General features: G+C 59.4%; 14 protein-coding genes. 8 read left to right on the top strand and 6 right to left on the bottom strand.

The genetic code is table 11. The features are described from left to right. Window positions 1-72: 72 nt before the first annotated feature. Both QZ869_RS01555 and QZ869_RS01550 read right to left on the bottom strand, forming a co-directional pair. Window positions 73-378 (bottom strand): DUF1244 domain-containing protein, encoded by a 306-nt coding sequence (locus QZ869_RS01555; protein WP_296016496.1) that lies wholly within the window; start codon window positions 376-378, stop codon window positions 73-75. A gap of 14 nt (window positions 379-392) precedes the next feature. Next, window positions 393-1,181, bottom strand: coding sequence for an N-formylglutamate amidohydrolase (locus tag QZ869_RS01550; RefSeq protein ID WP_296102163.1), 789 nt, complete (start codon window positions 1,179-1,181; stop codon window positions 393-395). Between the two features lie 206 nt (window positions 1,182-1,387). Here QZ869_RS01550 and QZ869_RS01545 point away from each other — a divergent pair, with 206 nt between their 5' ends. Further along, entirely contained in the window at window positions 1,388-1,870 is a 483-nt protein-coding gene (locus QZ869_RS01545) for a DUF1036 domain-containing protein (protein ID WP_296016490.1), read from the top strand. Next, on the top strand, window positions 1,870-3,309 hold the full coding sequence (gene pyk, locus QZ869_RS01540) for a pyruvate kinase (RefSeq protein WP_296016489.1): 1,440 nt from the start codon (window positions 1,870-1,872) through the stop codon (window positions 3,307-3,309). Before QZ869_RS01545 ends, pyk begins: the two co-directional genes overlap by 1 nt. Window positions 3,310-3,700: 391 nt before the next feature. Here the strand turns inward: pyk and QZ869_RS01535 are convergent, their stop codons facing one another. After that, window positions 3,701-5,497 carry a hypothetical protein gene (locus QZ869_RS01535; protein WP_296102161.1) on the bottom strand — a complete coding sequence of 599 codons (1,797 nt, stop codon included), beginning with the start codon at window positions 5,495-5,497 and terminating at the stop codon, window positions 3,701-3,703. Between QZ869_RS01535 and QZ869_RS01530 the strand changes: the two genes are divergently transcribed. Continuing rightward, a complete protein-coding gene (locus QZ869_RS01530) occupies window positions 5,496-6,098 on the top strand; it encodes a hypothetical protein (protein WP_296102160.1) in 603 nt (200 codons plus the stop codon). The genes QZ869_RS01535 and QZ869_RS01530 overlap by 2 nt on opposite strands. Here the strand turns inward: QZ869_RS01530 and QZ869_RS01525 are convergent. Next, a complete protein-coding gene (locus QZ869_RS01525; protein WP_296038421.1) occupies window positions 6,085-7,857 on the bottom strand; it encodes a DUF882 domain-containing protein in 1,773 nt (590 codons plus the stop codon). The two genes, QZ869_RS01530 and QZ869_RS01525, sit on opposite strands and share 14 nt — an antisense overlap. Before the next feature lie 315 nt (window positions 7,858-8,172). After that, window positions 8,173-9,735, bottom strand: a complete 1,563-nt coding sequence (locus QZ869_RS01520; RefSeq protein WP_296102159.1) for a sigma-54 dependent transcriptional regulator — start codon at window positions 9,733-9,735, stop codon at window positions 8,173-8,175. A gap of 170 nt (window positions 9,736-9,905) precedes the next feature. On the opposite strand from QZ869_RS01520, the gene QZ869_RS01515 reads away from it, so the two are divergent. Together QZ869_RS01515 and QZ869_RS01510 are read left to right on the top strand one after the other, a co-directional pair. Continuing rightward, entirely contained in the window at window positions 9,906-11,756 is a 1,851-nt protein-coding gene (locus tag QZ869_RS01515) for a M3 family oligoendopeptidase (protein ID WP_296102158.1), read from the top strand. A 198-nt stretch (window positions 11,757-11,954) separates the two neighbouring features. After that, a complete protein-coding gene (locus QZ869_RS01510) occupies window positions 11,955-12,590 on the top strand; it encodes an aminotransferase class IV family protein (RefSeq protein WP_296016633.1) in 636 nt (211 codons plus the stop codon). A gap of 51 nt (window positions 12,591-12,641) precedes the next feature. On the opposite strand, the gene QZ869_RS01505 is transcribed toward QZ869_RS01510, so the two are convergent. Beyond that, the gene (locus QZ869_RS01505) at window positions 12,642-13,550 is read right to left on the bottom strand and encodes a sensor domain-containing diguanylate cyclase (RefSeq protein ID WP_296102157.1); all 909 of its coding nucleotides are present in this window, start codon (window positions 13,548-13,550) and stop codon (window positions 12,642-12,644) included. A 239-nt stretch (window positions 13,551-13,789) separates the two neighbouring features. Here QZ869_RS01505 and QZ869_RS01500 point away from each other — a divergent pair, with 239 nt between their 5' ends. The 3 genes from QZ869_RS01500 to QZ869_RS01490 all read left to right on the top strand — a co-directional run bounded on the left by QZ869_RS01500 (window position 13,790) and on the right by QZ869_RS01490 (window position 17,971). Beyond that, window positions 13,790-15,235 (top strand): homospermidine synthase, encoded by a 1,446-nt coding sequence (locus QZ869_RS01500; RefSeq protein WP_296102155.1) that lies wholly within the window; start codon window positions 13,790-13,792, stop codon window positions 15,233-15,235. Window positions 15,236-15,429: 194 nt separating this feature from the next. Further along, complete coding sequence (gene omp10, locus QZ869_RS01495) at window positions 15,430-15,798, top strand: outer membrane lipoprotein Omp10 (RefSeq protein WP_296016625.1); 369 nt, start codon at window positions 15,430-15,432, stop codon at window positions 15,796-15,798. A gap of 211 nt (window positions 15,799-16,009) precedes the next feature. Continuing rightward, window positions 16,010-17,971 carry a 5'-nucleotidase C-terminal domain-containing protein gene (locus QZ869_RS01490; protein WP_296102152.1) on the top strand — a complete coding sequence of 654 codons (1,962 nt, stop codon included), beginning with the start codon at window positions 16,010-16,012 and terminating at the stop codon, window positions 17,969-17,971. Window positions 17,972-18,087: the final 116 nt, after the last annotated feature.

Here is an 18,087-nt window from a genome sequence, read left to right as displayed (position 1 = left end):
GCAGCCAAATTTCCCGGCTGGTGAACTGCCCGCGGAAAGGCCTCACGTCAAGCTGATTCCGGTGCGTGCCCGCTATTCCTTCGGGCGGTTTTCCTCGAAGGCGGCTTTCTGGCCGTCACTTGCTTCGCGCTGATGCAGACGCTTCCAGTCCTCATAAGGCATGCCGTAGATGATCTGACGGGCCTCGTCCTTGCTGAGATCGGTGCCTGCATCCTTTGCTGCATCCGCATACCAGTTGGACAGGCAGTTGCGGCAGAAACCAGCAAGGTTCATCAGGTCGATATTCTGCACCTCGGGCCGCTCCCGCAGGTGGTTCACCAGCCGGCGAAAGGCGGCCGCCTCGAACTCGGTTCTCTGCTTGTCGTCAAGCTCGCTCATATCGATGTCGCCTTTCAATAAGGACCAGTCCGCGAAGCGAACTGCTGATATTCGTGCAGGGTGGGATCGTCATTCATTGCGGCGAAAATGGGAGCAAGGCGATCGGCCCAGGCAGCAATCCCCGCCTCCTCGCCGATCAGATCCTGGCGCACTTCGAGAAGCGCGTGCGGGATGCCTTTCAACATGCAGTGGCGATACATGGTGTCGCCCTTCAGAGCGCCATCGTAAGGCTCGTTGTCGCCCACCAGAATGTCGCCGCCGGATCTCAGATGATCAATCAGCGGATGAACGGCACGATGGTCCGTGTCCCACAGAACAGCCGCGTGCCAGGGACGCGGAACGGATTTCCAGAACGGAGTGTAGGAGTGCAGCGAAAACACCAGCGGCGCCTTGCCGGACATTTCCGCTGTCTTCGTCAGCACACGGTCCACGGCATTGTGATAGGGGCGGTGATAGGAGTTTAGCCGCTTCTGCCACTCCTCGTCGGTGATCGGATGATTACCCGGCACGATCGCGCCATCGGAAATCTTCATGATCAGCGTGGGATCGTCTTCCCCGCGATTGGGATCGATCAGCAGGCGGGAAAACCGGCCCATCACGGCAGGCACGCCAAGGCTTCCCGCCAGCATTCGCGTCAAACCTTCCACACCTATGTCATAAGCAATATGGCGCTCGAAGGCGGATTGCGGTAGACCGAGATTGCCGTAAGCTTCTGGAAGAAGGTTCATGGCGTGGTCTGCTAGCAAAACCATGCCTTTGTCATAATCGCCTTCTATGATTTCGTATGGCTGAAAGTCTGGCATAATTGATTTCTGGATTGAATTTGGGACAGCGATTGGGAGAGACGTTTGATGGCATGGCTTGACGCCACGCGCAAGTTTGCACGGACAAACGGCCATCGACAGCACCGCACCAGAGACCCCACCTGACAATATAATCGATTAAACTCGCGTTGACATTCTTGGGCCTCCGCGCCTAGAAGTGTTTTCACTATAACCATGGAATCCGGATGGACGCCGTGACATACACATTCTCCGCTCTCCTCAAGAAGCACCGGCGCGCGATCCGCACTCTTACCGCAGCCGCCGTCCTCTCTTCTCCCCTTCTCGCAGCGCAGCCGGCATGGGCGGATTTCCGCGTCTGCAATAGCACGCAAAACCTTGTGGGCGTTGCCATTGGTTACCGCGCAAAGGAAGGCTGGGTCAGCGAAGGCTGGTGGCAGGTGCCTGCTTCCACATGCGCGACCCTGATCGAGGGTGAGCTGCAATCGCGTTATTATTACCTCTACGCTGAAGATGCCGCCCGCGGCGGTCGCTGGACCGGCGACGTCAACATGTGCGTGGCAGAAAACGAATTCAAGATCACCGGTGTCGATGATTGCTATGCCCGCAGCTTCCAGCGCATGGGCTTCAAGGAATACGATACGGGCAGGCAGGGAAGCTGGATGGTCCAGCTTTCGGACACGCCAGGAACACAGGAAAGTCAGAACTGATGAAGCGTAACCGCAAAGTCAAAATCCTTGCAACTCTCGGCCCCGCTTCGGCAGAAGAGGCGATGATCGAGAAGCTTCATCTTGCCGGCGCCGATCTCTTCCGCATCAATATGAGCCATGCGAGCCACGATCTGATGCGCACGCTGATCCAGCGTATTCGCTCTGTTGAAAGCCGCAACGGCCGTCCGATCGGCATTCTGGCGGATTTGCAGGGACCGAAGCTGCGCGTTGGCAAGTTTGCCGATACCAAGGTCGACCTCGTCGCTGGTCAGACCTTCACGCTCGACAACAACGAGGCCCCTGGCGACAAGAACCGCGTCTTCCTGCCGCATCCGGAAATCCTCGAATCCGTGAAGCCCGGCGACCGGCTGCTCATCGATGACGGCAAGCTGCATCTGCGCGCTGAAAAATGCGACGGCAAGAGCATCGTCACTACCGTCGTCTCCGGCACCAAGATTTCCGACCGCAAGGGCATCAGCCTGCCCGACACGCTGCTTGGCGTAGGCGTTCTGACCGACAAGGACCGTTCCGACCTCGCCGCCGTTCTGGCGACCGAGGAAGTCGACTGGGTCGCTCTTTCCTTCGTCCAGCGTCCTGAAGATCTGGCGGAAGTGCGCAAGATTGCCGGCAACCGCGTCGGCCTGATGTCGAAGATCGAAAAGCCGCAGGCCATCGAACGCATCGAAGAGATCATCGAACTGTCCGACGCGTTGATGGTGGCCCGCGGCGACCTTGGCGTCGAAATGCCGCTCGAAGCCGTTCCCGGCATCCAGAAGCAGCTGACCCGCGCCTGCCGCCGCGCCGGCAAGCCAGTGGTCGTTGCCACGCAGATGCTGGAATCGATGATTTCCGCCCCGGTTCCGACCCGCGCCGAAGTCTCCGACGTTGCAACCGCCGTTTTCGAAGGCGCAGATGCGATCATGCTGTCTGCCGAATCCGCGTCCGGCGATTACCCGGTCGAAGCCGTCTCCACCATGGCCTCCATCGCCAGCACCGTGGAACAGGATCCGCACTATTCCAACATCATCTACGCGCAGCGCGCCCAGCCGGAAGCAACCGGCGCGGACGCCATTTCGCTTGCTGCCCGCCAGATTGCCGAAACGCTGCGTCTTTCCGCAATCGTTACCTACACCTCGTCCGGCACCACCGGCCTTCGCGCTGCGCGCGAGCGTCCGCAGGTTCCGATCATCGCCCTCTCGCCGATCATCCAGACGGCCCGCCGTCTCTCTGTCGTCTGGGGCCTGCACTGCGTGGTCACGAGCGACGCGAGCGATCTCGACGACATGGTCAACCGCGCATGCCGCATCGTCGTGGCGGAAGGCTTCGGCAAGCCCGGCGACCGCATCATCATCTCGGCCGGTGTCCCGCTCGGCACGCCCGGCGCTACCAACATGGTTCGCATCGCCTATATCGGGCAGGACGGCCAGAGCGGCGTTTAAGAGCGTATTCTGCGATAAGCGGGACTACGCTTTCGCGATGGAAGCTGTCGTCGAAGATCGCTTCACTCTTTGAACAGGTATCGGAGGGGTAAGCTCGGCCTACCCCTCTTTCGTTCCAAGGCCAAGCGTCTAAAGGATCGAGCCTCCCGCTTATATCTCGGCGAAGGCCCGAGAGCCCGCAACGAACAAAAAAGCCAGCGCGTCTCACGACACGCTGGCTTTTTTGATGAATATCCACGCGCTACCCAGCGGGACGACACCCGCCCGAGCCGGACTCACTTCCGGCAAACACGGTGCATCGGTTTAAAAAATCAGAGCCCGCTTCACGCGTTCCCAAGACTGAAAAACGTCCTGGCGACGATTGCGCATGGTAAGACCACGCATCAATGGGTCAATGTTCCTGATAGGCTGCAATCACAATATTGGCCTGCGCTGTGCTCATCGACCTAAGCTGCGTTGCCGAAAAGGCTGAGAGGTGGGTGGAGTCCATGCCGCTGAGCGATGTCGTGCTGAGCCCCTTGAGCGCTGCGTTCTTGATGGACGCGATCTCGTCGGCGGTGAAGCTGTTCAGTTCCGCGGCCGAAAGGGTTGCCAGTTGTTTTGCATTCAGGGCAGCCACCTGCGCTTGGGTGAGCGCCTCGATGCTGCCGGAACTGAGAGCTTCGAATTGCTCGCTCGTCAGAGACGCAATCTGCTTCGTGCTCATGGCCGACAGAACTTGTGTCGTCAGATTGGAAATGACGGAGGTGGAAAGACCGGCGACCTGCTGCGGCGACAAAGCCGCGAATTGAGCAGGCGTCAGCGCCTGGAGCTGCTGGGAGGTCAACGCCTTGATCTGCACCGTGGACAGCGCCGAAATCTGGCTGGTCGTCAGCGCAGTCAAAAGCCCGGTGGACAATCCGGCGATGGCCGCCGTCGATAATCCGGGAAGCGCCCTCTTCTGCAAGGCGGCGATTTCCGCTGAGGTGAAGCTGTTGATCTCTTCCGCAGAGAAGGTTGCCATCTGCAACGCGGAAAGCCCGGTAATCTGGCTCTCGTTCAGCGACGCAATGTCGCCGGAGCTGAGTGCCTGAAACTGTGCCGCGGTCAGCGAACCGATTTGCCGCGAGGTCAGGCTCGCCAGAGTATCGTCGTCCAGTCCGGCAATGGTGGCGGTCGAAAGGCTGGCGATCTGCGGTCCCTTCAGGGATGCGAGCTGTTCACCGCTGAGCGCCGAGAGCTGGGCGACGGTGAGGGCCTGCAACTGAGCAGAGGACAACGCTCCGATTTGTCCGGTCGTGAAGGCTGAAAGGAGACCGGTGGACAGTCCCGCAATGGTGGAGGTGCCCAGCGACGCAATCACGTTCTTCTTGATCGAGGCGATTTCGTCCGCGCTGAAGCTGTTGAGTTCGGCGGCAGACAGCGTCGCCGCCTGCCCCGCAGTCAATCCCGCCACCTGTGCGGCGCCAAGGGCTGCGATGCTCGCAGAACTCAATGCATTGAACTGCGTTGTCGTCAGCGCCGCGACCTGACGGGTGGTCAGTGCTGCAAGCTTTTCCGTTGGCAGTGCGGCGATGACGGCAGTCGATAGACCGGTGATAAGCTTCGGTGTCAGCGCGCCGAACTGCTCCGCCGTCAGCGCGGAAAACTGCGCGCTCGTCAATGCCCCCATCTGCGCTGATGTCAGCGAAGATATCTGCTGCGTGGTCAATACGGCAATCTTTGCCGCGGAAAGACCGGCAAGAGCAGCCGTCGAAAGACCGGACATGGAGGCCTTCTTGATCACGGTCAGTTCGTCGTCGCTGAAGCTGTTCAGTTCTGAGGAAGACAATGTCGCGAGCTGGGCGCCGGTCAAAGCCGCAACTTGCCTTGTATCCAGCGCCGCGATCTGGAACGAGGAGAGGCCCTCCATCTGGCTCGTGTAGAGCGCGGCGACCTGCTGTGCGGTCAGGCCGGACAGCTGCACCGTGCCAATCGCGCTCAATTGGCCAAGCGTCAGGCCGGTGATCGACTTCGGTGCGATCGCCCCGACCTCGCTTGCAGACAGGCTCGAAATAACGGACGTATTGAGCGCACCGATCTGGGCGCTCGTCAGCGCCTTGATCTGGGCCGCACTCAGCTGATCCACATCGGCCGAGGACAGGCCTGCAATGACGGAGGTGGAGAGCGTGGCGATCTGCCGGGGGGCGAGATTGGCAATAATGGTCATGAGCGCGAATACCGTCGATTACTTATCGATCATGCTCATGTCACGGTGGTCGCCTGAACACGCCTGTTCTCCGCCGATGGACGGAAAAAAACGGATGGACACGGCAGCCGCAAGGGCGCCTACAGGCACGACCTCGACCTCGACCTCGAACACGAGCAGCGAATTTATCTGGGACATGGCTCGTCAGAACCGGCGCATTGAAAAATGCTTCATGCCTGCTGTGATCAAACCGACCACTGCCTTTGCGCCAACTGTGAACACTGTTGCAGGCGGCAATAAACGCACAACTCTTGCCGCGACGACCAAAGCAACTAACGAAGGGTTAACAGCGCCGAGCATGGGCGTCAAGGTGGCCCTCAGCGCGTCAGGCAGCTCCACGCAAGCCTTGTGTCGCGGACTTCAGATACGGACTGTGTGCAGACATGAGATTGAAACGGTGGCAACGATCCTGCATCGGGTGCGCAACGGAAAAAGCGTGCCGCGATCTTTTCGATCCGCGCGACACGCTTTGATGATTTTCACAGCTGTTTTAAGCCGCGATACGCGTCTGCGCGGACCTTACTCCAAGGCCCGGGCGGGCCTTAGGTTCAGGGCATTCTGACTGGCGAACTGAAGCGGCTGGAGTCGATTGCCTTGGCGCCCTGGCGGAAACTTGCATTGGCGGCAGAGGCCGACATGTCATGGCTAAGGATACGGTTGCTGACACGCGGTGCCTTGACCGCACGAACGGTTGCACCCTTGTTCTGGCTAAGCGCCCAGTCGGAAATCGCTTCCTGTGTCAGGCGTCCACCGCTGACCATGGCCTGCTGCGACACGACGGCATCCTGCTTGCTCGGGCGCCCGCCCTTGGTCGGCAGACCGGCATTGAGGCCGCTATTGGCGTTGGCCGCAGGCTTCGGATCGAATTCGTCACCGAATGTCTGTTGCTTCGGAGCAACCATCGGTTCGAGCTTCGCCACTTGGCGAGGAGCTTCCTTTGGCGTCGGAGCAGCGTAAGCCGATGCCGGGAATGGTGCCGCTGTCGGCATTCCGGCAGTCGCGATGGCGGAGCGCGCATCCTGTCCGCTCTGTTCGAGCGCGGCAATCACCGTCGGAGAGAGCGACGCTTGGGCGTCAGCCTCGTCGTCCTGTCCTTCCGCTTCGGTACTTGCCGAGGCAAGCAACGCTTCGGCGACAGCCGGACGGTTGGCAGGGACCGGCACATGAGCGACCAGCGCATCGGCAGGAGCGTTTTCAGGATCGAGCGAGGCGGTCATGACCGAAGCCTGAGCATCGCCGCGCATGCCGCGTGGTCCAAGAAGCGTCGGAACCGGAACGGAGACCTCTGCGAGATCGGCGAATTTCTGTTCAGCCGGTGCGGCTGTCGGTGTCGGCGTGGTCGCGGCCTGAAGCGCATCCTGGGCGGCGCTGCGACCCGGCGAATAAAGCGCCGTCGCAAGGCCATTCGAACCCTCTTCGCCGCGGAAAGCCGGGCGTGCTGTCGGAAGCGGTGCGTTGACGGCACTCGGAACCGGCGCAGCAGAGGCAACAGCAACCGGAGCTTCTTCCGCCTCTTCCGCTACAGCAGCAGGGGCAGGCGAGCGGCCAGCCGGTGCTGCGGGTGTTGCGATTTCTTCGGAATCCTCGTCCTCGTCGCCACCGCCAAAGAGCGCTGCGAGAAGCGTCTTGCGCTTGCCGCCGGAAGACGATGCGGCGGGTCCAGAACCAGCGGTGCTGGCAACCTGAATGGAAGAGGAGCTGACGCGCTTCTTGTAATCGGCCAGAGCCTGGTCGTAGCCCGGCAGCGGCTTGCCATCGGCAGGCAAGTGAATGGTGTTGCCGTTCGGGAAGATGCGAACGAGCTCCTGGCGGCTCATCCGTGGCCAGGCGCGAACGTTGCCGACATCCATATGCACGAAAGGCGAGCCGGAGGTTGGGTAGAAGCCAACGCCGCCGATCTGCATCTGCATGCCGATCTCACGCAAACGGGCGAGCTTCACGCCGGGAATGAAGAAGTCCATGGCCTTGCCGAGCGTGTGCTGACTATGCTTGGCGACACCCTTGGTGCGCGAACGCAGCATGCCGTTGGTCTCTGGCGAGCGGAAAGCGGAAACGACGTTGATATAGTCGGTTGCGCCCGAGCGACGATAGACCTCCCAAACGAGGTCGAAAAGGCGCGGATCCATCTTGGTGGGCTGGTTGCGGCGCCAGTCGCGCAAGAAACGGTTAAGCTCCTGCAGGCCCTTTTGATCGTACTTGCCGTTTCTCTTGAATGTGATGACGGCTTTTTCTTTGGTGTGGATATAATAGAGCTTGAGACTGCGTGTCTCGGCAGAGGCCTGCGCCGCTGAAAGCGCGAAGAAAGGCAGTGCGGCCAGCATAAGGCACGCGACAGTGACAGCGCGTGCCGACAGCTTCGTGCATATATCTTTGATCAAGCCGCGCGCAGGCTCGGTCGCATGCGCGTTATTCCGATTTAGATATGGCAATTCGATCCCCGCCTGGCAGACAATTTGTCACATTGTCCCACTTGAACCTCAATTACGGTGACACGATGGCAAATTTGCCACACACATACAACCTTCCTCTATATAGTGAACAGACAACTAACAAGAGGTTTATGAACGGTAAGGGAATATCGTTGCTCAGGAGTTAACAAAAATGCCAACGGCTAATTTAGCCGTCGGCACCCGCATTCACGCTGCATCACGCAGCGGATCGTCGGGATCAATGCCATAATCCTTCAACTTTCGGTAGAGAGTGGAGCGCCCAATGCCGAGTTTGCGGGCAACCTGGCTCATCTGGCCACGATAGAATCGCAGCGCAAAACGGATCAGCTCCTCCTCGATTTGCGCAATGGTGCGGACGTTGCCCGTCTCATCGGTGCTGGCAATCAGGCTGCCGCCCGGAAAGACGCCGTCATGCGCCACCTCAGCCTCGACCTCAGCTGCCGGGACCGAAGCGGGTGCAGCTTGGGGCTCGACCGCGACGATCTTGGGCGGGTCAACGATCGCATGCCGTTCTGCGTGAGGATCACGCCTGTCTTCTTCGCCCTCTCCGAAACCAGTGACCTGCTTGACGATCTGAGCGAAATCGCTCGGCAGCAGTTCGTGACCCTGCGCCATCACGGCGGCACGAAAGACGGCGTTCTCCAGCTGGCGTGTATTGCCCGGCCAATCATAGGCGGTGAGCAACGCCAGCGCAGACGCGCTGAAACCGAGGACATGAGGCAGTTTCTGCTCGATGGAGAAGCGCTCGGCAAAAGCGCGCGCCAGGAAAGGAATGTCTTCCCTGCGGCGGCGAAGAGCCGGAACGGTGATGGGAAAGACATTCAGACGGTAATAGAGATCTTCGCGGAAGCGACCCTCCTTCACCTCCTCGATCAGGTTCTTTGCGGTGGCCGAGATCAGCCGAACGTTAACCTTGCGACGCTTGGCCGTCGTCTTGATCCCACCTGCAGGCTCGATCTCTGCGCTTTGAACGGCGCGCAGAAGCTTCACCTGCACGTCGAGCGGCAGATCGCCGATCTCATCGATGAACAGTGTGCCGCCATCGGCCTCAAGGAATTTTCCGGTCTGACGCTCGCCGCTCTCGCGAAAATCAGGCGTCTCGCCGCCGAATAGCGTGCTGTCCACCAGTTCCGGCGAAATCGCAGAGCAATTGAAGATGACGAAGGGTTTGGCCGCCCTGTCGCTTGAGGCGTGGATGGCGCGGGCGATCGTTTCCTTGCCCACCCCCGCTTCGCCTTCCAGCACCACAGGAATTGTGGAATGGCTGGCGCGCTTCGAAAGATCCACCACCCGCGTCATGGCCGGGCTTGCCGAAACGATATCGGATAGGGCAAGCGCACTGTGGCGGGCGCGTCGGAGCGAGCGCACAGCCGGCTGATCGCCGGATTTTAGCGCTCCCGCAATCGCCGTGCCCAAGCGCTCCGGCGAGGCTGGCTTGACGACGAAATCGACCGCCCCGACACGCATCGCCTCGACGACCACATCGATACCGCCCTGCCCGGTTTCAACGATCACCGGTACGGCAATGCCGAGATCATGCGTTCCCCGGATGAAGGACTGGGCATCCATGCCGCGCATCGTCAGATCGATGATGACGACGCCGATCTCGCCGCCGCGCGTCTTCAAAAGCTCGAACGCCGCCTTCGCACTTTCAGCCGCAAGGCACCGATAGCCGCTGCTCTCAACGGATTGCTTCAAGACGCGGCGCTGAACGGGATCATCATCGACGATGAGAACATGCGTGGTCATTTCGATCTCCGGTTTCCGGTTTATGGACCCGCATCATGCAGGCCCTTTGGATCGACTTTGACACGGCAGATTTGAACATCGGGTTTTGAGAATTGCTTGCATTTTAAGCATTGCCGCGGGAAACAGAGGCACCCATATGCTTCGTTACGAAGACAAGAAGGACGCGTTTCATGACCTTGAAGACATCGATCCAAAGCCCGGCCCTCTCGCCTGCCGAAAGCGGTAGCGCTGCCCTTGGCGACCTGCCGGTCTGGAAGCTTTCCGATCTTTACCCCTCAGCAGAGTCCGCCGAATACAAGAGTGACCTGCAAAAGGCGCAGACCGATGCCAGGGCATTCGAGACGAAGTGGAAGGGCAAGCTGGAAACCGCTGCCAGCCGTTCCGGCGATGAGGGCATCGGCGCGGCACTGAAGGAATATGAGGCGCTGGACGATATTCTCGGCCGCATCGGCTCCTTTGCCGGCCTCACCTACTTCTCCGATACGTCCAACCCGGCCAATGGCAAGCTCTATGGCGATGCCCAGGCAAAGCTTACCGACATCGCCTCGCATCTCTTGTTCTTCCCGCTGGAACTGAACCGCATCGACGATGCGCTGATCGACGCGGCGTTCGAAAAGGATGCGCTTGCCGCTCACTACAAGCCGTGGCTGGTGGACCTGCGCAAGGACAAGCCGCACCAGTTGGATGACAGAATGGAGCAGCTATTCCTGGAAAAATCCATGACGAGTGCGGCGGCCTTCAACCGCCTCTTCGACGAGACGATGACCGATCTGCGTTTCGAGATCGACGGCGAAAGCTTGCCCCTGGAACCCACGCTCAACATGCTACAGGAGCCGGACCCGGAGACGCGTCGCAAGGCGGCAGAAGCACTCGGCGCCACCTTCAAGGACAACCTGCGCGTCTTCACGCTGATCACCAATACGCTCGCCAAGGACAAGGAGATTTCCGATCGTTGGCGCAAGTTCGAAGACATTGCCGATAGCCGGCATCTGGCAAACCGCGTCGAACGCGAGGTCGTGGATGCACTGGCCGCTGCCGTGCGTGAGGCTTATCCCCGCCTGTCGCACCGCTATTATAAGATGAAGGCGAAGTGGCTTGGCATGGAGCAGATGAACTACTGGGATCGCAACGCGCCGCTCCCGGATACCTCCAATGCCATTATCCCCTGGGGTGAAGCCAAGGACATGGTGCTGTCCGCCTATGGCGCCTTCGCCCCGGAAATGGCCGATATTGCCCGCCGCTTCTTCGACGAGGAATGGATCGATGCACCGGCCCGCCCAGGCAAGGCGCCGGGTGCCTTCGCCCATCCGACCGTGCCATCCGCTCACCCCTACGTTCTGGTCAATTACCTCGGCAAGCCGCGTGATGTGATGACGCTTGCCCATGAACTCGGCCACGGCGTGCATCAGGTTCTGGCCGGTGAGCAGGGTGCGCTGATGTGCGCCACGCCACTGACCCTTGCCGAGACGGCCTCCGTCTTCGGCGAGATGCTGACCTTCCGCAAGCTTCTGGAAGCCACCACCGATCCGCGCGAGCGCAAGGCCATGCTGGCGCGCAAGGTGGAGGACATGATCAACACCGTGGTCCGCCAAATCGCTTTCTACGAATTCGAGCGCAAGGTTCATACCGCCCGCAAGGAAGGTGAACTGACCTCCGAGCAGATTGGAGAATTGTGGCTCTCGGTACAGGAAGAAAGCCTCGGACCGGCCATCCGCATTTCGGAAGGCTACGAGACCTGGTGGACCTATATCCCCCACTTCATTCACTCGCCCTTTTACGTCTATGCCTATGCCTTTGGCGACTGCCTGGTGAACTCGCTCTACGCCGTCTACCAGAATGCCGACGAGGGCTTCCAGGCAAAGTACTTCGAGCTTCTGAAGGCAGGCGGCACCAAGCACCATTCGGAGCTTCTGAAGCCCTTCGGGCTGGACGCCGCAGACCCCTCCTTCTGGAGCAAGGGTCTGTCTATGATCGAAGGCCTGATCGACGAACTGGAAGCGCTGGACGAGGCGGCCAAGTAATTTATGCGACGAAAACCGGCGACGCTCCCATTTCGGACAAGCTTCGCCGGTTTTTATACCTGATTGGAATCGAGGTTCGAGACACGCGCCACACAAGGGTGCCCACGCGGCTCTCACTCTCGACAGTCGGCATAACACAAACGCAAGCGTGACGGGTCGATCGATATGATCGCCATCCGCTGAAGACGGACGATGAGCATGAAGCGCAAGCCCGCAGATTTGACCTTGAGGGAAACATTGCGCTGGGAGCCGCAAAGCGGCTTCCAGAGGCTGGAGCAACACCTGCGCCGCCTGCTGCGTTCAGCCGATGCGCTGGGTTTCCGCGCCCCGAAGGATCCGGCTTCCGCTCTGAAGACGACCGTGAATGGCGACGTTCCGATGAAAGTCGCATTGGTGATGAACTATAAGGGCGAGATGGAGATTGCAGCCGAGCCTTTCGTTCCGGTCGCCCCCGATGCTGTCTGGCGGCTGAAGATAGCGCAAAAGACCAGGCTGGATTCAAGCGACACCTTCTACCGGCACAAGTCGTCGCGCCGCGAGCCCTATGATGCCGCCCGCGCGGAATTTTCGCCCAAGGAAGCCGACGAAGTCCTGCTTCTCAACGAGCGCGGCGAAATCTGCGAAGGCTCCGCTACCAGCCTCTTCGTCGAAGGTCCGGATGGCCAATTGCTGACTCCGCCGCTCGATAGCGGCATTTTGCCAGGCGTGCTTCGCGCCGACCTCATTCGTGAGAGGAAGGCACGCGGGCAGGCGTTGAAGCCTGAAGATCTGCAAGGTCGTAAGATATTCGTCGGAAATTCGCTGCATGGGCTTGTTCCGGCTGAACTGGTCTGATCCTGCGGCGCGTCATCCCCACAGCATCGTCGGCTACAGCGTGTTAAAACGCTAGTCGACGACCGATTCCAGACGTGCGCGGCCATTCTGCTTGGCGAGATAGAGCGCGCGGTCAGCGCGGTGGTAGAGTTCGTTGGCGCCCTCACCCGCCTTGTAAAGCGCAACGCCGGCAGAACAGCTGTAGGAAAAATCCGGGTAATCGGCAAAGGGGCGTGTCTCTGCCACCTTTTCCAGAATGCGCCGGACAATCGAAACGCACTCGTCGAGCCCCGTACGCGGCATCACCAGCATGAATTCCTCGCCGCCGATGCGGCCGAAATAATCCGGGCGGCGAATGGTGGAATGCGCCAGCTTGACGAAATCGCGCAACACCGCGTCACCGCCGCGGTGACCGAAACGGTCGTTGATCCCTTTGAAGAGATCGATGTCGATGATGCAGATGCCGAAGGGCATTTCCATCTCCTTGTCGACGGCTTCGGCGTGACAGGCGAGTTTTGCGAAAACGAAACGTCGATTGGAGGTTCCCGTCAGCTCGTCGGTCTGTGCCGCACGCATGGCAAGGTCGAGATCCTGTCTCAGGCTGCGCTGATTCTGGCGAAGGGCGGTAATATCGCTGCCCACGCACAGCATCCAGCCATCGGTTTCCACCGTCTCCGTCATCCAGATCCAGCGACCGTCATGCATGTCGAGTTCGAGACCGCGAAAAGGCTGCTTGCCGCGCCGGGATTGCGCCGACAAAAGCCAGGCTTCGAAATCCTTCGTGTTAATGATAAGCCCTACACGGTCGCGATGGTTCATCCGAATAATGTCGACCCATGTGGGAAAGCTGTCTTCGGAAAGATGAAAGGCTTCGCGGAAAGCGCGGTTGGCGTAGCGCACGCGGTCTTCCGTGTCGTAAAGTGCAATGAGGACGGGGGTAAAATCTTGCAGCGCTGACACGCGCTCCAGAAGACTATCCATGTAAGTCTGCTGATCATGACGGAACATTCGTCACCTGAAATCCGGCCAGCGTCCATCATGGGCGCTTATAGTCATGATATTATATCTCTCATGGCAAAATTACGATTACAAAAAACGATGCGTCATTCTCCATAGTAAAGAGAGAATGAAGTTAGGCTTCATATCCGCGTCATGTGGTTGTATTTTATTGATACGAATGAATAATCTGGTTCGAAACCTGTCTTGGAAGGACATTGTAAATGACGGAAGCAGCATACCCGATCTACGGGGACATCACCGGCCCCATCATCATGATCGGTTTCGGCTCCATCGGCCGTGGCACGCTTCCTTTGATCGAGCGGCATTTCACCTTCGACTGGACGAAACTGGTGGTCATCGATCCGCGCGAAGACATCGCCGATTATCTGGCCGAGAGAAACATCCGTCATATCCGCACCCATCTGACCGAGGATAACTACAAGGACGTGATGACCCCGCTGGTAGAAGGCGTCGACGGTCAGGGCTTCTGCGTCAATCTATCGGTCGATGCCTCCTCGGTGGATCTGATGAAGCTGTGCCGCAAGCATGGGATGCTTTATATCGATACCGTCGTGGAGCCTTGGCCCGGCTTCTATTTCGACGGAGAGGCAGACAATTCCGCCCGCACCAATTATCACCTCCGACAGACCATGTTGAAGGCGCGGAAGAAGCACCCCGGCGGTACGACCGCCGTTTCCACCTGCGGCGCCAATCCCGGCATGGTTTCCTGGTTCGTCAAGCAGGCGCTCGTCAATCTGGCGAAAGATCTCAAGCTCGAAATCGAAGAGCCGGCAACGGGCGACCGCGAGGGCTGGGCGAAGCTGATGCACACACTCGGCGTCAAGGGCGTGCATGTGGCGGAGCGCGACACGCAGCGCGCCCGCGAGCCTAAACCATTCGGCACTTTCTGGAACACATGGTCGGTGGAAGGCTTCATCGCCGAAGGCCTGCAGCCCGCAGAGCTTGGCTGGGGTAGCCACGAAAAGTGGAAGCCGAAGAACGCCAGAAAGCACAAAAAGGGATCGAAAGCCGCAATCTTTCTGGAACAGCCCGGTGCCGACACCCGCGTGCGCACCTGGTGTCCGACGCACGGGGCGCAATATGGCCTGCTCGTTACCCACAACGAGGCGATCTCGATTGCCGATTACTTCACTGTGCGCGACGAGGATGGCAAAGTCGCCTTCCGCCCCACCTGCCACTATGCCTACCACCCCTGCAACGACGCGGTGCTGTCTCTCTACGAGATGTTCGGCAATGGCGGACAGGCTCAAAGCGTGCAGCATGTTCTGACGGAAGAGGAACTGGTGGATGGCGCCGATGAACTCGGCGTGCTGCTCTATGGCCATGAGAAGAATGCCTATTGGTACGGCTCGCGCCTGACGCTCGAACAGGCGCGCAAGCTTGCTCCAAATCAGAACGCCACCGGCCTTCAGGTCAGCTCCGCGGTTCTGGCCGGCATGGTCTGGGCGTTGGAGAACCCGCAAGTGGGCATCGTCGAGGCGGATGAAATGGATTACCGCCGCTGCCTCGAAATCCAGAAACCCTATCTCGGCCCTGTAGAGGGACACTATACGGACTGGACGCCGCTGGACGGCCGCCCCGGCTTTTTCCCGGACGATATCGACAAGGATGATCCCTGGCAGTTCCGCAACATTCTGGTGCGCTGAGCCGCAAACGAAAAGAAGGCGCTCAGGCGAAACCTGAGCCCTTTACGCTGTCGATTGATGCAGTTTTGCCACGCTTGCGCTTTTGTGAGTCCAACGAGGAACTGGTGAGTATCGCCTCTCGTTGGCTTGCAATAAACCCGAACTCGCGCCATCGTCATTAACCATCGGCTGAAGAATCGCAGGAGAAAAGAGTGATGTATTTCAAGACAAGTGTTGCCTTGCTGTTGGCTGCAATTGCCGTTTCTTCTTGTGCGCCGGCTTCCAGCCCTGTGCGGCCCATGCCGTCAATCTCCCAGCGCCCCGCAGTGGATGGCCGCTGGATCGACCGTAACGGTATCGTCTCCACCTTCCAGAACGGCTCTTTCTCCACCCGTTCGTCCGACACCAACACGCTGTTGGCATCGGGAACCTACGTGGCGATCTCCCCAACGCTCTATGAGATCAACATGACCTCGCTGGTGCGTAACACCCAGTCGCGCGTCAATTGCGCCTTGATTTCGCCCGGCCAGTTGAACTGCACCACGGACAGCAACAGCCAGTTTACGCTGAACCGCCAAGGCTGAGCCTTAAGCGCCGGTCGCAAAGCAAAGCCGATTTGGTATTTCAACGCGCGCGTGTAGCGCGCGTTTTTTATTGTGTCTTCTCCCCCAACAATTCTACTTGCAGCAGATGCCTCAAGATGGAAACATGCCTTCGAAAGGCTGTCACACTCTTGAATTAGCAAGAGATGTGCAGCCCGAAACTGCAAGCAAGACATCAACAGGAGAGAGACTGATGAACAGGATTTTGAGATTTGGCCTGATGACCGCCTCCGTGGTCGCTCTTTCGGCAGGCGCAGCACTCGCCGATTATCAACTCAACATCCTGCACATCAACGATCTTCACTCCCGCATCGAGCCCATCAACAAATCAGACTCCACCTGCTCGGCTGCCGACGCAGAAAAGAAGGAATGCTTCGGTGGTATCGCCCGCGTGAAGGGTGCGATCGATGCGCGCCGCGCCGAGCTTGGGCCGAACGCCAATATTCTCGTGCTTGATGCCGGCGACCAGTTTCAGGGCTCGCTGTTCTACACGCAGTACAAAAGCGGACCGGTTGCCGAATTCATGAACGGCATCGGCTTCGACGCCATGGCGATCGGCAACCATGAGTTCGATGACGGCCCGGCAGAACTTCTGAAGCTGATCAACGCCGTCAAGTTCCCGATCATTTCCGGCAATACCAAGATTGCCGATGGCTCCGAACTGAAGGACAAGTTCAAGGGCTACGTCGTCAAGGAAATGGGCGGTCAGAAGGTGGGCGTGGTGTCCGTTCTCGCCACCGACACCGGCGAAACCTCCTCGCCGGGTGACAAGGTCTCCTTCGAAGACGAAGTCACCTACCTCAAGGGCGCGGTGAAGGAGCTTCAGGATCAGGGCGTCAACAAGATCGTGCTGCTCTCCCACGTCGGCTACGTGCGCGACCAGGAAATCGCCAGAGAAGTGGATGGTATCGACGTGATCGTCGGCGGCCACAGCCACACGCTGCTTTCCAGCACCGATCCGAAGGCTGCCGGTCCCTACCCGACGCTGGTCAAGAACCCTTCCGGTGTCGATGTGCCTGTCGTCACCGCCTATGCCTATTCCAAATATCTCGGCGATCTCTCCGTCACCTTCGATGACAATGGCGTGGTGAAATCCGCAACCGGCGCGCCGAAGCTGCTGGATGCCGCCGTGGCGCAGGATGAAGGTTTCAACAAGCGTGTGGCGGAACTGGCCGCGCCGCTCGAAGAAATGAAGAAGAAGGAGATCGGCGTCAGCGAAGCTGCAATTGACGGTTCGCGCGAGGTTTGCCGCGTCAAGGAATGCACAATGGGCAATCTTGTTGCCGATGCGTTGCTTGATCGCGTCAAGGATCAGGGCATCACCATCGCCATCCAGAATGGTGGCGGTCTTCGCGCCTCCATTGATGCCGGTCCGGTAACCATGGGCGAGGTTCTGACGGTACTGCCGTTCCAGAATTCCATCGCTACCTTCCAGATCAAGGGTGGGGACCTGCAGGCCGCACTTGAAAACGGCGCAAGCCAGATCGAGGAAGGCGCGGGTCGCTTCGTTCAGGCGTCCGGCCTGAAATACACCTTCGATCGCTCCAAGCCAGCTGGAAGCCGCATTGTCTCCGTCGAGGTCAAGGAAGGCGACAACTTCGTCAAGCTCGACCCTGAAAAGACCTACGGCGTGGTCACCAACAACTACACCCGTACCGGCGGCGACGGCTTCAAAACCTTTGCCACCAAGGCAATCAACCCTTACGACTTCGGACCGAGCCTGGAAGACGCTGTCGCCGCCTATATCGGCGCGCACAGCCCTTACAAACCCTATACCGATGGCCGTATCGTAGACGCAACGCCTGCCGACTACGTCGCTCCGCCAAAGCAGCCTGCCGCACCGGCACCGGCTGCACCCGCTCCGGCCACCACTGCTCAGGCTCCTGCCGCGCCTGCTCCGGCCGCTCCAGCAGCACCGGCAACACCAGCCCCTGCCACAACGGCTCCAGCAGCACCTTCCACCACAACGACATCCGCACCGGCGGCTGCCACCGCAGCGGCAAAATACGTCGTCACCAAGGGCGACTCGCTGTGGAAGATCGCCGAGGAGAAATACGGCAAGGGCGTCGACTGGAAGAAGATCGCCGAAGCCAACGAACTGCGTCGCCCGAACCATATCGAGATCGGTGAAGAACTGACCATTCCGGCCAACTGATCTGCGCGGGAATTGATGAGGAGAAGCCGGTTCGCGTCGCGGACCGGCTTTTTCATGCCCAGGTGCAGCGACGCGCTCAAATGCCGCGTGGGCTTTGTCAAAAATCAATTCAGATC

Source organism: uncultured Agrobacterium sp. (assembly GCF_913777885.1).
In the GTDB taxonomy this organism is placed as follows: domain Bacteria; phylum Pseudomonadota; class Alphaproteobacteria; order Rhizobiales; family Rhizobiaceae; genus Agrobacterium.
Note: the sequence above shows the minus strand (reverse complement) of the source record. Positions and strands in the feature narration are given on the sequence as shown.

Bases quoted from the DNA above. Each gene is read 5' to 3' on its own strand.
- QZ869_RS01555 (WP_296016496.1), bottom strand. From the start codon at position 378: ATGAGCGAGCTTGACGACAAGCAGAGAACCGAGTTCGAGGCGGCCGCC.
- QZ869_RS01530 (WP_296102160.1), top strand. From the start codon at position 5,496: ATGAGCGCGAATACCGTCGATTACTTATCGATCATGCTCATGTCACGG.
- QZ869_RS01520 (WP_296102159.1), bottom strand. From the start codon at position 9,735: ATGACCACGCATGTTCTCATCGTCGATGATGATCCCGTTCAGCGCCGC.
- omp10 (WP_296016625.1), top strand. From the start codon at position 15,430: ATGTATTTCAAGACAAGTGTTGCCTTGCTGTTGGCTGCAATTGCCGTT.
- QZ869_RS01545 (WP_296016490.1), top strand. From the start codon at position 1,388: ATGGACGCCGTGACATACACATTCTCCGCTCTCCTCAAGAAGCACCGG.
- QZ869_RS01510 (WP_296016633.1), top strand. From the start codon at position 11,955: ATGAAGCGCAAGCCCGCAGATTTGACCTTGAGGGAAACATTGCGCTGG.
- QZ869_RS01515 (WP_296102158.1), top strand. From the start codon at position 9,906: ATGACCTTGAAGACATCGATCCAAAGCCCGGCCCTCTCGCCTGCCGAA.
- pyk (WP_296016489.1), top strand. From the start codon at position 1,870: ATGAAGCGTAACCGCAAAGTCAAAATCCTTGCAACTCTCGGCCCCGCT.
- QZ869_RS01550 (WP_296102163.1), bottom strand. From the start codon at position 1,181: ATGCCAGACTTTCAGCCATACGAAATCATAGAAGGCGATTATGACAAA.
- QZ869_RS01500 (WP_296102155.1), top strand. From the start codon at position 13,790: ATGACGGAAGCAGCATACCCGATCTACGGGGACATCACCGGCCCCATC.
- QZ869_RS01490 (WP_296102152.1), top strand. From the start codon at position 16,010: ATGAACAGGATTTTGAGATTTGGCCTGATGACCGCCTCCGTGGTCGCT.
- QZ869_RS01525 (WP_296038421.1), bottom strand. From the start codon at position 7,857: ATGCTGGCCGCACTGCCTTTCTTCGCGCTTTCAGCGGCGCAGGCCTCT.
- QZ869_RS01535 (WP_296102161.1), bottom strand. From the start codon at position 5,497: ATGACCATTATTGCCAATCTCGCCCCCCGGCAGATCGCCACGCTCTCC.
- QZ869_RS01505 (WP_296102157.1), bottom strand. From the start codon at position 13,550: ATGGATAGTCTTCTGGAGCGCGTGTCAGCGCTGCAAGATTTTACCCCC.